The organism is Streptomyces aurantiacus (assembly GCF_001418335.1).
Classification (GTDB): Bacteria; Actinomycetota; Actinomycetes; order Streptomycetales; family Streptomycetaceae; genus Streptomyces; species Streptomyces aurantiacus.
In genome coordinates this window covers 1-13844 of sequence record NZ_LIPP01000220.1, presented here as the reverse complement: position 1 = coordinate 13844, position 13844 = coordinate 1, and the positions used below count along the sequence as shown (strand labels likewise).

The following is a 13844-nucleotide window of genomic DNA, read 5'->3' as shown; positions in this document are numbered from 1 at the left end:
AGCGCGGAGCAGCAAGCCGAAGAAGCCGAAGAAGCCGAAGAAGGCGAAGAAGGAGAAGCGTGTGAACCTGGCTCGGCTGGATCTCAATCTCGTCGTCGCCCTGCGTGCCCTGCTCACGGAGCGCAACGTCACCCGTGCCGGACAGCGCGTGGGACTGAGCCAGCCCGCCATGAGCGCGGCGCTGGCCCGGCTGCGCCGCCACTTCGACGACGACCTGCTCGCCCGCGTCGGCGGCCACTACGAACTGACCGCCCTCGGCCAGGTGCTCCTGGACCGCACCTCCACTGCCTACGACGTACTGGAGCGCCTGTTCGCCAGCCAGGCCGAGTTCGACGCGTCCACGGAGCGGCGGGAGTTCAAGCTCCTGGCGTCCGACTACGCCGTCGCCGTCTTCGGCACCGAACTCGCCCGTGTCGTGCACGAGGAGGCTCCCGGTATCCGGCTGCGCTTCACCCAGACGCCGCCCGGCGTCGTCGACGACACGGCCACCCTGCTGAGCGCCACGGACGGTCTGCTCATGCCGCACGGGGTCATCAGTGACTTTCCTGCCACGGACCTCTTCGAGGACCAGTGGGTGTTCCTCGTCGCACGGGACCACCCGGGCGTCGAGGACCGGCTCACCCGCCAGGACCTGGCCCGGCTTCCCTGGGTCATCTACCAGCGGACCTACGATGCGCCGGCCGTGCGCCAGCTCGCCATGCTCGGCGTGGAGCCGCGCGTGGAGGTGTCCGTGGACAGCTTCCAACTGCTGCCGCTGCTGGTGGCGGGCACCCGGCGCATCGCCCTGATCCAGGCCCGCCTCGCCCGCCTGCTCGCGCCGCTCGCCGCCGTACGGGTCGTGGAACCGCCCTACGAGGCCGTGCCGTTGCAGGAGGCCATGTGGTGGCACCCGGTGCACACGCACGACGCGGCCCACATCTGGCTGCGGGAGACCGCTGCCCGGGTCGGCAGGCGCCTGGTGTCCGGCTCGGCCTCGGCCGGGTCCACTGGCGCCGGGCAGTGAAAAGGGCGACGGGCAGTGAAAAGGGCGACGGGCGGTGAAAGGGCGACGGCCGGCGCGAGGCCGGCCGTCGCTGGGTGGAGCCATGGCGTGTCAGGGGGCCACGGCGCGACCGGTCTGCGGGGAGATCTTTCCGGCGCACAGACCGCGAGCGGCCAGGCCCTGTGCGATACGAGGGATCGCGGCGAGGGAGTTGGCGGCCCAGTCGTGCATGAGGATGATCTGGCCGTTGCCGAGCCGCCCGGCGGCTTGCACGATGGCATCCGTACTGGCGCCGTTCCAGTCCTGCGAGTCCACGTCCCAGATGATCTCCTTCAGACCGTACTTGGCCTCGACCGCCCTCACCGTCGAGTTGGTCTCGCCGTACGGCGGCCGGAACAGTTGCGGCGTACCGCCGCCCGCCGCCGCGATCGCCTGCTGGGTCCGGGAGATCTCGGAGTCGATCTGCGACTGGCCGAGCTGGGTCAGATGCGGATGGGTGTAGCTGTGGTTGCCGACCCACATACCGGCGTTGACCTGGGCCCGTACCTGGGACGGGTTGGAGGCGGCGTACTGGCCCTCGTTGAACATCGTGGCCCGCAGCCCGTTCCGCGTGAGGGCGCTGAGGACGGCCGGTGTGCTGCCGGAGGGGCCGTCGTCGTAGGTGAGCCCGACGTATCCGTTGCAGGCGGCGGCCCGCGCCGGGCCCGCGCCTGCGTCGGCGCTGGCGCTGGCGCCTGTACCGGCGGCGAGAGTGCCCGTGGCGGCCAGTGCGACGGCGGCGAGCGTCGTCGTCAGGGGACGTGACATGCGGCGTGACACGCGGCGTGTTCGGGTGCCGGTGCTCATGATGTCTGCACCCAGATGTTGGAGCTGCCGCTGCTCTGGTAACCCTCGGTCGCGAGGATCATGTAGTAGTTGAAGCTGCCGAGCGGCATGCCCGCTCGGGCCCACGCGTCGAAGTGGTTGCCGGTGGTGATGCTGCCGCCGGTCCGCTTCGACTGCCGGACGCTCCAGTACTGGTTGAAGGTCCTCGTGCCTTCGACGGACGGGGCGTTGTACCGGGTCGTCTGGTAGATGTCGTAGGTGCCGCCGTCGCTGGTGACGGCGCCCTTGTACGTGCCCGTGGGCCGGAAGGTGCCCCAGTTGTCGACGATGTAGTACTCGACCAGCGGGTTGGACGTCCACCCGTAGAGCGTCAGGTAGGCGTTTCCTGACGGGTTGAAGGAGCCGGAGTAGTTCACGGTCCTGCGGCTGCCGTTGCTCCAGCCCTTGCCGGCGACGAAGTTCCCGGTGTTCCTCCAGCTGGTGCCGTAGTTGCTGCCGGCGGCCAGGTTCATGGAGACCGTGCCCGGCGCGTCGGTCCAGAACGAGTAGAAGTAGCCGTTGTTCGTGCCGGTCTGGTTCGTGGTGACGACCGTGTCGGCATGGGCCGTACCGGGCAGAGCCAGCGCGGTTCCGGCGCCCAGCAGCAGGGCGCAGGCCTGCCTGCGGCTCGGCTGTGCAGGTGTGAGTTTCATTGCGGGTTTCCTCCGTCTTCAAAGGCGGGGTTTGGTCGAACAGTGTTGACCGGGTCCCGTCAAGCGTCAATAGTTTCGTCCAACCTCCCGAAACATTCGCCCTGGATTTGTCGCTTGGGAATTGAATATGACCAGCTCAGAGCTACTTGGGGGCAGGCTGATGGAGTCGTCCAAGTGATGTTCGTCCACGCGAGATCAAATTGGGGAGAGGATGGCTTCGAATGTTTCGAAGAGTTTGAGGAGCGCGTATCGGGCGCGTCGGCGAGGGCTTCCTGCGAGTGCGGGTGCGAAGCCGGACCGCTGCCGGAAGTCAGTTGGTCCGCTGCCGGACGTCAGTCGGACGTCAGTCGGGTGGCCGTCGGACGTCAGTCGGGTGGCCGTCGGCCGGGCCGGGGCTGTGGGTGTCGGGCAGCGCCCCAGGCAAGTCAACTGGGCCCGGCGCGGCGGGCGTTGAGGGCGGCAGCGCTCCTCTAGGGTGAGTGCTTCTCGAAAAGGGTCATGCCGGTGCGGAGCCGAAACGCGCCGCCTGGCAGTAACACAGAGTGAAGGACGCAATGAAGATAGGTTTCGCACTCCCTCAGTTCAACCGCCAGGCATTCGGCATCGCCCAGACGGCCACGTTCGCCTCCGCGATTGAGGAGGCCGGGGGTGCCAGCCTGTGGGTGGGGGACCGCAACCTGGCCGCTGTCAGTCCCGTCGTGGGATACGGCGGGCAGGGGAACACCATCCCGGAGGAACTGAACGCCGCCGCGGACCCGTTCGTCCTCCTCGGCGTCGCCGCCGCCGTGACCAGCCGTGTGCTGTTGGGCACGCACGTCCTCGTCGCCCCGCTCTACCCGCCCGTCCAGCTGGCCCGGTCGCTGACGACGATCGACCTGATCAGCGGCGGTCGCCTGCTTCCCGGCTTCGGGATCGGCTGGTCTCCCGAGGAGTACCAGGCGGCCGGCCTCGACTTCACCCGCCGCGGGGCCCGCATGGAGGAACTGCTCGACGCCCTGCACGCCATCTGGACCAACGACCCGGCGCGGTACGAGGGCGCGCAGATCTCCGTACCCGAGCACCACTCGCCGCTGAAGCCGGCGCGGCAGCCGCGTCCGCCCTTCTATCTGGGCGCGATGTCCGAGCGCGCGCTGGGCCGTGTCGCCCGGCGCGGCGACGGCTGGCTGCCGTTGGTCTCCGTCCCGAGCTGGGTGGACATCGACGGCCTCGTCACGCAACGTGCGCTGCTGGACGAGCTGGCCCGGAAGGCGGGCCGGGACCCCGGCGCCATCGACGCGGTGCTGCGGGTGAACATCGACGCCGGTACCAGCGTGACGCGGGTCGCCGACACCGTGAAGGAGATCGGGGAGCGGACGGGCATCGACCACTTCATGATCGACTCGATGTACGAGGTGCACACCGTCGAGGGGTCCATCGAGCATGCCCGACAGCTCCTCCAGCTGGTGGGTAAGGGCTGAGGGCCGGCACCGCAGGCACCGCGCACCCGGCCTCCCTTCAACAGGACTGCGGCCCCGGCGAGTTGCATGCCGGGACCGCGCTCAGTCCGTGCCGTGCTGGTGACGTGGCCGGCGTGGCGGTCCTCGTGGCGGCCCGCGTGGTTACGCTGTGTGGTCGTCGGGGTGGCTTTCGGTGCACGGGGCGGCGGCGGGCAGCAGGTCGTGCAGCTGGGTGAACCGCTGGGTGCAGGCCGTCTGCGCGATGGCGTGGGAGACGGCCTCGGCCAGTGGGCCCGTGGACTCGCTCAGCAGTCGGCGGGCCTTGTCCGTGAGCGCCACCTCGATGCCGCGCCGGTCGCCGCACGCCGAGCTCTTGGTGATCAGACCCGCGCGCTGCAGGCAGGCGACCTGGTAGGTCAGCCGGGTCTTGGGGCGGCCCAGCAGCTCCGCGATGCGGGTCATCCGCAGGCCGGCGCCGGGCTGGTCGGCGAGCAGGCACAGCACCAGGAACTCGTCGTGCGAGACCCCCATGGCGTCCTTGACCCGGGAACGCAGCTGTTGCTCGATCGTCCCGGCCGCGGCGAGCAGGCGCATCCAGGACCGCAGTTCGGCCGGCAACAGGCCGTCCCCCGGCGCGCAGCCCCCGCCCGGCGGCTCGTGCGCGGGCTGGTCGGCGGGGGTGGAGGAGTCGGCCATGGTGTCCCAGTCTACCGGCTGTCCATTTTTGGATTACGAGGAGCCGGGGCGCGTACGGCCTGCAAGACCCTCGCTTCGTCCTGCGACGCTCGGTGACGTTCCGTGATGTCGGCCGGTGCCGGGTGAGTCGCACGCCACATCGGGCCGGGCTCTCGGAGGGGTGTGGGCAAGCAGGGTGTGAGCAAGCACACCAGGGGCCCCAAGTGTGGTTTGTTCTGCGGCATTTGACGCCATTCGGGGCCGCTCGGGCCTGAGTCGTCGGGGGACTCGGCGGTCGCGTCTGCCACCATGGTCGTCGCCGTACTCCGGAACGCCCGCCACGCCATGGCGCGCTCCACGAGACGTCCTTTCGGCCGCGCGGCGCATCTGACAGATCCGGTGGAGTGACCGCGGCAGTGCTGCCCGTGTCCTGAGCTTCCGCCGATTCCTCCGCCTGAGTCCTCGCGGACTCGTCTCCGAGTGCCCCTGTGCCTTTCTCTCTGTCCTCTCGTGCCTCTTCTGTCCCACATGTCCCAGAAGAGGCCACCGTGCCGCCCGTGGCCGCGTCCCGGTCGCCGTGGCGGTCCCTGAAGTACCGCAGCATGCGCTGGTGGTCGGTCGCCAACTTCGTATCGAACGCCGGTACGTGGATGCAGCTGACCGTGCAGAACCTGCTGGTCCTGCAGATCACCGGGTCCGCCGCCGCGACCGGCCTCTCCATGTCCGTGCAGGCGGCGCCCGCCCTGCTCATGAGCCTGGCCGGCGGCGCCGCCGTCGACCGCTGGCCCCGCAGGCTCACCGCCGCGGTCAGCCAGACCCTGCTGGGCGCCATCGCCTTCGCGACGGCCGCCCTCGTGGCGACCGGGCGGCTCGACCTGACCATCCTCATGGTGCTCGCCGCCCTCACCGGCATCGTCGCCACGGTCGACGGGCCCGCGTGCGCCCTGCTGGGCAACGACCTCGTGCCGCCGGACGACGTGCCCTCCGCCATCGGCGTCGGCTCTCTCGTCCACAGCGCGGGCCGCCTCGCCGGCGCCGCGCTCGGCGGTGTCACGGTCGGCTTCCTCGGCACGGCTGCCGCGTACGCCGCCAACGGGATGTCGTTCCTCTTCGTCGCCGCGGTCATCCCCTTCCTCCGTCCCGCGTACGGGGCGCTGCGCGGCGCTGCCGGCGCGGCGCATCCTGCCGTCCCTGCCGCCCCTGCCTCCGCCTCCGCCTCCGCGGCGCCGGACGTCGAGCCGGTCGGCCAGGACATGACCGTGCGGCAGGGCCTGGTCTTCTTCATGCGGCGGCCCCGCCTCGTGGCCCTCGCGGGCATCACCGGCATCAGCGCGGTCTTCGGGCGGAACTACAACCTGACCCTGGCCGTGCTCGTCACCGGACCCCTCGCCGGGGGCGCCGGGTCGTTCGGCACGGTCTCCACCGTCCTCGCCGTCGGCGGCATCGTCGGCGCGGTCCTCGGCGCGCGGCTGCGACAGCCGTCGGTGCGGCTCGTGGGCATGCTGGCCGCCACGGGCGGTCTGCTCCAGGTGGTGGCGGGTTTCTCCCCGTCGTTCGCCGTCCTGCTCGTCCTCGTTCTGCCGATGGCCATAGTGGAGACCGTCTCGGACACCGCGGGCACGACTGTCCTGCAGACCGACCCCCCTGCGCATCTGCGGGGCCGGGTGCTGGGCGTCTGGGGAAGCATCAGTACGACCTGGGGCCTGGCAGGACCGCCCGCGCTCGGCCTCGTCATGGAACTGGCCGGCGCCCGCGGCGCCCTGGTCCTGGGTGGAGTGGTCATCGCCGGTTCGATCGGAGCGGGCTCCCTGCTCCGCAGGCGCCGCAGCACCGCGCCGGTCGTCCTGCGGACGGAAGAGCACGACGCCACGGCCCGCCCGGCCCTGGGCACGGCTGCCTGACCGGCGAGCTGCCTACGCGTGACGACCGCCTCACACAGGGCCTAAGGGCTGTCCGGTCCCAGTGAGCGGTCCGTCACCCGGGTCAGGTGCGCGGCGAAGACCTCGCGTGCGTCGGGCGACAGCGTTCGCAGCGCGACGGCGGCCGTGATGATCACGTCGCAGAGCTCCGACCGCACGTCGTCCCAGGTGTGCGACGTGCCCTTACGGGGGTTCTGGCCGGTGGCGCCGATGACCGCCTCGGCGACCTCGCCGACCTCTTCCGAGAGCTTCAGCATCCGCAGGAGCAGGGTCTCCTGGGGAGGGCGGGCCGGCTGGGCCCGTGCCAGCCAGTCCTGGAGTTGACCGATGGACTCCCAGAGATCGTCGTCGCTCATGGCGCTCAGACTTTCATGGGCCCCGGCAGGCCGGGCACGCGTTGCCCTGCGTCACCGCCGGTGTGCCGGCCCGGGTGCGTGACCCGTGTAGGTGACCCGTGTACGTGACCGGTGTGCGTGGTCTACGAGCTGTGGGCGACGCCCTCCTCGTCGAACAGCTCACCCTGCGCGCCCTCCTGCTGCCGCCGCACCCGCGCGTTCCGCGCTCCCACCACCGCCAGGGTCGCCGCGGCCGTCGCCGCGAGGGCGGCCGGCACCATCCAGCCGCGGTCGGCCCTGTGCCCCATGGCGTGGTCGAGGGAGAGCCGGCCGGGGCCCGTGACAGCCAGGCCGGCCGCCGCGAGTCCCAGGGACGCCGCGTGCTCGTAGCCGCCGCTCTGGCTGAAGAAGCCGTTCGGCGCGTGCACCGCGGAGGCTCCCGCCATCGCGCCGGCCGCGGACGCTCCGGCCGCCGGGGTCGCGAGGCCCAGCGCGAGAAGCGTGCCGCCGCCCGCTTCCGCCAGGCCCGCCGCGGCCGCACTCGCCCTGCCGGGCGCGTACCCCACGGACTCCATGAACTCGCCGGTCCCGGAGAGCCCGCCGCCGCCGAACCAGCCGAAGAGTTTCTGTGCCCCGTGCGCCGCCAGCACGCCGCCCGTACCGAGGCGGAGCAGCAGCAGTCCCAGATCGCGTCGGTCGAAACAGGTCACGGATTCCGTCACTCCTCGTATGTCATCACGTGCCGTCGCAGGTCATTGCGTGTCGGTGCATGTCATCGCATGGCTGCACGGCCGCGTTCGAACGGTCCCTGTCCACCGTCGCACCGAGCGGCGGCCCGAGCCCTGGTGCGCTCCGCCGTTCGAGTGGCTGAGGGGCCGGCGCGGCCCGCGATGACATCACGTGACCAGCAATACGTGACCTGCATACGTGAGCAGCAATACGTAAGACGGCTGCCGCCTCCCCCTGGATGTGGCATAGAAGGCCAGTGTTCCAAGTGTGAAGGTCTGATGAAGGAGAGTCGAGCATAGATCCGGCGGCACCAATAATGAACCGGATCGACCTGTTCCGTTTGTGTAGATCGCCGGGCTGTCCCGGGCTACCCCCGTCCCACATACGGCATCGCGGTGGCGAGAACCGTCGCGAACTGCACGTTCGCCTCCAACGGCAGCTCCGCCATGTGCCGTACGGTGCGCGCCACATCGGCGACGTCCATCACGGGCTCCGGTGCCGTCTCGCCGTTCGCCTGTAGTGCTCCCGTCTGCATGCGCTCCGTCATGTGGGTCGCCGCGTTGCCGATGTCGATCTGGCCGCAGGCGATCCGGTACGGACGCCCGTCCAGGGACAGCGACTTGGTGAGGCCGGTCAGTGCGTGCTTGGTCGCGGTGTACGCCGCCGAACGCGGGCGGGGCGTGTGCGCCGAGATCGAGCCATTGTTGATGATCCTTCCGCCCTGCGGGACCTGCTCCTTCAGCTGTCGGTAGGCCGCCTGCGCACACAGGAACGCCCCGTCGAGATTCGTGCCGACCACGTGCCGCCAGGCGTCGTACGGCAGTTCCTCGAACGGCACGTTCCCGGGGCCGAACGTGCCGGCGTTGTTGAAGAGCAGGTCGAGGCGCCCGAAGCGGTCCCGTGTTGCGGCGAAGAGCGCGGCCACGTCCTCGGGCCGCGAGACATCGGCGCGTACGCACAACGACGTGCTGTCTTCCCCGGTCGGCGGCCCGCCCTTCCCGGCCGACTCCTCGGCGAGGGCCGCCCGCGCGAGCGCCGCGGTCTCCTCAAGCCGCTCCGTGCGACGGCCGGCGAGCGTCACCGACCAGCCGGTACGCAGCAGTTCGACGGATACGGCACGGCCGATGCCCGAGCCCGCGCCCGTCACGATCGCGATCTTTGTTGGGTTGGCGTTCATGCCCCCGCAGCGTACGGGGCGGGGGTCGGCGGTCCGCCGTACGGAACTCATCCGTCCGACATCTGGCTGTTGTGTACGCGACAGCCCACCGTTGACCCTGGCCACTCCAATGCCTTGTACCACCACCGTCAGGGGAGGGCCAGATGACACCCGCAGGCCACCAGCAACCGTCGCAGCACGCCCCCGAACTCCGCGCCGCCGCCCGTCACCTCGGACGCCGCCGCTTCCTCACCGTCACCGGCGCCGCCGCCGCACTCGCGTTCGCCACCAACCTGCCGACCGCGGGTGTGGCCGCCGCTGCCGAACTCGACGCGGCGAAGATCACCGAGAACCCCTTCACGCTCGGCGTGGCCTCCGGTGACCCGCAGGCCACCTCCGTACTGCTGTGGACCCGGCTCGCGCCCACCCCGTACCAGGCCGACTCCGGACTGCCGCCGGAACGCGTCACCGTGCGCTGGGAGCTGGCCCACGACGAGCGGTTCCGGCACATCGTCAGACGGGGGGCGGCGATCGCCCACCCCGAGTTCCACCACTCCGTACACGTCGAGGTCGGACATCTCGACTCCGACCGGATCTTCTACTACCGCTTCCGCGCGGGCAGTTGGGTCAGCGAGACCGGCCGTACGCGCACCGCGCCCTCGTCCCGCGCACGCGTCGACGAACTGACGCTGGCCGCGGTCTCCTGCCAGGCCTACCACGAGGGGTACTTCACCGCGTACGGGCATCTCGCCGAGGACGACGTCGACGTGGTCTTCCACGTCGGCGACTACCTCTACGAGTACGCGGTCAGCTCCGTGGGCGGCGCCCGCAACTACACCGACCGCGTGCTGCCCGACTTCTTCAACCGCGAGACCATCACCCTGGAGGACTACCGCCTGCGGTACGCCCTCTACAAGACCGACCCCGACCTGCGGGCCGCGCACGCCGCCCACCCCTTCGTGGTCACCTGGGACGACCACGAGATCGAGAACAACTACGCGGACGACATACCCGAGAACTCCGTACCGCAGGAGGAGTTCCTGCTGCGCCGCGCCGCCGGGTACCGCGCCTACTGGGAGAACCTGCCGCTGCGCCGACCGCAGCGGCCCGCCGGCCCCGACATGCAGCTGTACCGCCGGCTGAACTGGGGCCGGCTCGCCCAGTTCGACATCCTCGACACCCGGCAGTACCGCTCCGACCAGGCGTACGGCGACGGGGCGGACGTCCCGGGCCCCGAGTCGGACGACCCGTCGCGCACCATCACCGGCGCGACGCAGGAACGGTGGCTGCTCGACGGATGGCGGGCCTCGAAGGCGCTGTGGAACGTCGTCCCGCAGCAGGTCACCTTCTCCCAGCGGAAGCTGGACCTGAACGAGGCCGCGAAGATGTCGATGGACGCGTGGGACGGCTACCGGGCCTCACGCGGGCGGGTGCTGGCCGGCGCGAAGGCCGCCGGCGTCGACAACCTGATGGTGCTCACCGGGGACGTCCATGTCGGGTACGCCTTCGACATCAAGGACGACTTCGACGACTCCGCGTCCCGGACGCTCGGTACGGAGATCGTGACGACGTCCGTCACGAGCGGGCGGGACGGGGCGGAGAAGCCGGCGAACTGGGATACCTACACCCGGGCCAACCCGCATCTCAAGTTCTACAACGGGCGGCGGGGGTATACGACGGTGCGGCTGGGGAGGGAGTCGGCGCGGGCCGATTTCAAGACGGTGGTGGCCGTGACGACGCCTGGGGCGCCGATCACGACCGCCGCGGCGTTCGTCACCGAGGTGGGTGACCAGGGGCTCAAGCCGGTGTAGGGCTCCGCCGGGGAGCGGGGGAGTGTGGCGGCGCGTTGGCGGGTGCGGGTGGGTTGTGGCTGGTCGCGCAGTTCCCCGCGCCCCTAAAAGCGAAAAGATTGCGCTGTTCCCCGCGCCCCTGAAAGGCCAAAAGATTGCGCTGTTCCCCGCGCCCCTAAAAACAGCTGCCCGCGGGCCCGAGAGCAGCAGTTGCCCATGTCTCTGGAAGTGAGGAGTAGTCACGTGCGTACGTCCATTGCCACCGTTTCTCTTAGTGGGGGTCTTACCGAGAAGCTCACGGCTGCGGCGCGGGCGGGGTTCGACGGGGTTGAGATCTTTGAGAACGATCTGCTGGCCAGCCCCCTCGGCCCGGAGGAGATCCGGGCTCGCTGCGCCGATCTCGGGCTGAGTATCGATCTCTATCAGCCGATGCGTGACATCGAGGCCGTGCCGCCGGAGGAGTTCGGGCGGAACCTGCGACGGGCCGAGCACAAGTTCCGGCTCATGCAGCGGCTCGGCGCGGACACCGTTCTGGTGTGTTCCAGCGTGTCGCCGCTCGCCGTCGACGACGACGCGCTCGCCGCCCTCCAGCTGCGCAGGCTCGCCGAGCTGGCCGACGGCTTCGGCATCCGCGTCGCCTACGAGGCGCTGGCGTGGGGCCGGCACGTCAGCACGTACGACCACGCCTGGCGCATCGTCGAGGCCGCCGACCACCCGGCGCTCGGCACCTGCCTGGACAGCTTCCACATCCTCGCGCGCGGCTCCGACCCCAAGGACCTCGAAGGCATCGCGGACATCCCCGGCGAGAAGATCTTCTTCCTGCAGCTCGCCGACGCCCCGCTGATGGCGATGGACGTACTGCAGTGGAGCCGCCACTACCGCTGCTTCCCCGGGCAGGGCGGCTTCGACCTCGCCGGGCTCCTCGGGCACGTCATCCGGGCCGGATACCGCGGGCCGCTCTCCCTCGAAGTCTTCAACGACGTCTTCCGGCAGGCCGAGGCCGGGCCGACCGCCGTCGACGCGCTGCGCTCGCTCCTCGTTCTCCAGGAGAGTGCCGGCCTCACCGAACCGCCCGCACCCGTCGTGCCGACCGGCATCGCCTTCGCCGAACTGACCGGCCCCGACGTCGAACCGGTCTCCGAGCTCCTCGAAGCGCTCGGCTTCGCCCGCACCGCCCGGCATCGCAGCAAGCCGGTCGACCTGTGGGAGCAGGGCGAGGCCCGCGTGCTGCTCAACACGGGTCCGGGCGCCCGCCGCGACGGTACGCGACTGGCCGCCGTCGGGCTCGAATCGCCGGACCCTGCGGGCGCCGCCCGGCGCGCCGAGTCGCTGCTCGCCCCCGTGCTGCCGCGCCGCCGGGCCCCGGAGGACGTACCCCTGGACGCCGTCGCCGCACCCGACGGCACGGAGCTCTTCTTCTGCGCCACAGGCCGGCCCGGACTGCCCAGCTGGACAAGCGACTTCGAGCCCGTCGGGCACCCGGCGCCCGCCACCGGCGGAGTGCGCCGCATCGACCATCTGGCCCTGACCCAGCCCTGGCACCAGTTCGACGAGGCCGCCCTCTTCCATCGCAGCGTCCTCGGGCTCGGCGCCCAGGAGAGCGTGGACGTCGCCGATCCGTACGGGCTCCTGCGCAGCCGTGCCGTCACCAACGCCGACGGCAGTGTCCGTATCGCCCTCGGTGTCGGTGCGGCGCCGAGCGCCGACGACGGCGGGCGCGCCCAGCACGTCGCGCTCGCCACCGACGACCTCGTGACGGCGGCCCGCCGGTTCCGTGCCGCGGGCGGCCGGCTGCTGACGATCCCCGCCAACTACTACGACGACCTCGCCGCCAGGTACGAGTTCGCCGACGGCGAGTTGGAGACCCTCCGCGGACTCGGCATCCTCTACGACCGGGACGCGGGCGGCGCCTTCCGCCACTGCTATACGGAGACGATCGGCCGGGTCTTCTTCGAACTGGTCCAGCGCGACGAGGGCTACCGCGGTTACGGCGCGGGGAACGCCCCGGTGCGGCTGGCGGCGCAGCACGTACGCAGGCCTGGGCGTTAGCGGGTGGCCTGGCGGCCCGGTGGTCTGTTGGTCGGGTGCGGGCCGAAAGGCCGGGGCGCAGCCCCGCCTTTCAGGGGCGCGGGGAACTGCGCGACCAGCCCCCACCGGCCGTCAGCCGTCCGACGGGAGCCGCGGCACGGGGAGGGCGTTCATGCGGGACGCTACGGCTTGGCGTTCCACTCCGCGACGACCGGGCGGCCGTGCTCGGTGGACAGCCGGCTCACCGTGGCCGTGTCGAGCCGGAACAGGCGCCCGTCCGAGGCGGGGAGGCCGAGCCGGCGGGCGGTCAGGACGCGCAGGAAGTGGGAGTGGGCCACGAGGATCACGTCACCCTCGTCGAGCGCCTTGTCCGCGTGGGCGAGCACGCGGTCGGCGCGCTCTCCCACCTCGACGGGCGACTCGCCCGGGTGCCCGTCGGGGCCGGGCGGCACGCCGTCGTTCCACAGGTACCAGTCGGGACGGGTGCGGTGGATGTCGACGGTGGTGACGCCTTCGTACGCCCCGTAGTCCCACTCGTGCAGATCGGGGTCGACGACGGCCCCGGTCAGACCTGCCAGCTCCGCGGTCCGTACCGCCCGCTGGAACGGGCTGGTGAGCACGAGGGCGCAGGTCCGCGCGGCGAAGAGCGGGACGAGGGACTTCGCCTGTTCCTCGCCGTGCGGGGTGAGCGGCAGATCGGTCCAGCTGGTGTGCTGCCCCGACCTGCTCCACTCGGTCTCGCCGTGCCGGACGAGAAGTAGATCACCCATGACTCCTACTTCGCGGATTCGACGGCGTGGCCGCCGAACTGGTTGCGCAGTGCGGCGATCATCTTCATCTGGGGTGAGTCGTCCTGCCGGGAGGCGAAGCGGGCGAAGAGGGAGGCGGTGATCGCGGGCAGCGGGACGGCGTTGTCGATGGCGGCCTCGACGGTCCAGCGGCCTTCGCCGGAGTCCTGGGCGAAGCCGCGCAGCTTGTCGAGGTGTTCGTCCTCGTCGAGGGCGTTGACGGCCAGGTCCAGGAGCCAGGAGCGGATGACGGTGCCCTCCTGCCAGGAGCGGAAGACCTCGCGTACGTCGGTGACGGAGTCGACGGCCTGGAGGAGTTCCCAGCCCTCGGCGTAGGCCTGCATCATGGCGTACTCGATGCCGTTGTGGACCATCTTGGAGAAGTGGCCGGCGCCGACCTTGCCGGCGTGGACGAAGCCGGCGTCGCCCTCGGGCTTGAGGGCGTCGAAGACCGGCTGGACCTTCGCGATGTGCTCCGCGTCGCCGCCG

Annotated in this window: 12 protein-coding genes and 1 pseudogene; 5 read left to right on the top strand and 8 right to left on the bottom strand. The window is 70.9% G+C overall.

The window, feature by feature from the left end:
- Positions 1–61: 61 nt before the first annotated feature.
- The gene (locus tag AOK01_RS26685) at positions 62–1003 is read left to right on the top strand and encodes a LysR family transcriptional regulator (RefSeq protein WP_055516026.1); all 942 of its coding nucleotides are present in this window, start codon (positions 62–64) and stop codon (positions 1001–1003) included.
- Positions 1004–1093: 90 nt separating this feature from the next.
- Here the strand turns inward: AOK01_RS26685 and AOK01_RS26680 are convergent, their stop codons facing one another.
- On the bottom strand, positions 1094–1789 hold the full coding sequence (locus AOK01_RS26680) for a polysaccharide deacetylase family protein (protein WP_245702426.1): 696 nt from the start codon (positions 1787–1789) through the stop codon (positions 1094–1096).
- A gap of 35 nt (positions 1790–1824) precedes the next feature.
- The gene (locus AOK01_RS26675; RefSeq protein WP_055516023.1) at positions 1825–2499 is read right to left on the bottom strand and encodes a glycoside hydrolase family 11 protein; all 675 of its coding nucleotides are present in this window, start codon (positions 2497–2499) and stop codon (positions 1825–1827) included.
- 554 nt (positions 2500–3053) lie between these two features.
- On the opposite strand from AOK01_RS26675, the gene AOK01_RS26670 reads away from it, so the two are divergent.
- Positions 3054–3956 carry a TIGR03619 family F420-dependent LLM class oxidoreductase gene (locus tag AOK01_RS26670; protein ID WP_055516021.1) on the top strand — a complete coding sequence of 301 codons (903 nt, stop codon included), beginning with the start codon at positions 3054–3056 and terminating at the stop codon, positions 3954–3956.
- A gap of 141 nt (positions 3957–4097) precedes the next feature.
- On the opposite strand, the gene AOK01_RS26665 is transcribed toward AOK01_RS26670, so the two are convergent.
- Positions 4098–4631: a MarR family winged helix-turn-helix transcriptional regulator gene (locus tag AOK01_RS26665; protein ID WP_055516019.1), complete on the bottom strand. Its 534-nt coding sequence runs from the start codon at positions 4629–4631 to the stop codon at positions 4098–4100.
- Positions 4632–5212: 581 nt separating this feature from the next.
- On the opposite strand from AOK01_RS26665, the gene AOK01_RS26660 reads away from it, so the two are divergent.
- Positions 5213–6511, top strand: coding sequence for an MFS transporter (locus tag AOK01_RS26660; protein ID WP_245702428.1), 1299 nt, complete (start codon positions 5213–5215; stop codon positions 6509–6511).
- Positions 6512–6552: 41 nt separating this feature from the next.
- On the opposite strand, the gene AOK01_RS26655 is transcribed toward AOK01_RS26660, so the two are convergent.
- The 3 genes from AOK01_RS26655 to AOK01_RS26645 all read right to left on the bottom strand — a co-directional run bounded on the left by AOK01_RS26655 (position 6553) and on the right by AOK01_RS26645 (position 8770).
- A complete protein-coding gene (locus AOK01_RS26655; RefSeq protein ID WP_055516015.1) occupies positions 6553–6885 on the bottom strand; it encodes a MazG-like family protein in 333 nt (110 codons plus the stop codon).
- Positions 6886–7007: 122 nt separating this feature from the next.
- A complete protein-coding gene (locus AOK01_RS26650; RefSeq protein WP_055516065.1) occupies positions 7008–7574 on the bottom strand; it encodes a DoxX family membrane protein in 567 nt (188 codons plus the stop codon).
- 386 nt (positions 7575–7960) lie between these two features.
- Positions 7961–8770: an SDR family oxidoreductase gene (locus AOK01_RS26645; protein ID WP_055516012.1), complete on the bottom strand. Its 810-nt coding sequence runs from the start codon at positions 8768–8770 to the stop codon at positions 7961–7963.
- 143 nt (positions 8771–8913) lie between these two features.
- On the opposite strand from AOK01_RS26645, the gene AOK01_RS26640 reads away from it, so the two are divergent.
- On the top strand, positions 8914–10560 hold the full coding sequence (locus AOK01_RS26640) for an alkaline phosphatase D family protein (protein WP_055516010.1): 1647 nt from the start codon (positions 8914–8916) through the stop codon (positions 10558–10560).
- Between the two features lie 222 nt (positions 10561–10782).
- Positions 10783–12588 (top strand): bifunctional sugar phosphate isomerase/epimerase/4-hydroxyphenylpyruvate dioxygenase family protein, encoded by a 1806-nt coding sequence (locus tag AOK01_RS26635; RefSeq protein WP_055516008.1) that lies wholly within the window; start codon positions 10783–10785, stop codon positions 12586–12588.
- 161 nt (positions 12589–12749) lie between these two features.
- Here the strand turns inward: AOK01_RS26635 and AOK01_RS26630 are convergent, their stop codons facing one another.
- Positions 12750–13337 (bottom strand): histidine phosphatase family protein, encoded by a 588-nt coding sequence (locus AOK01_RS26630; RefSeq protein WP_055516006.1) that lies wholly within the window; start codon positions 13335–13337, stop codon positions 12750–12752.
- A gap of 5 nt (positions 13338–13342) precedes the next feature.
- A pseudogene (locus AOK01_RS26625) lies at positions 13343–13844 on the bottom strand (6-phosphogluconate dehydrogenase); the annotation flags it as partial.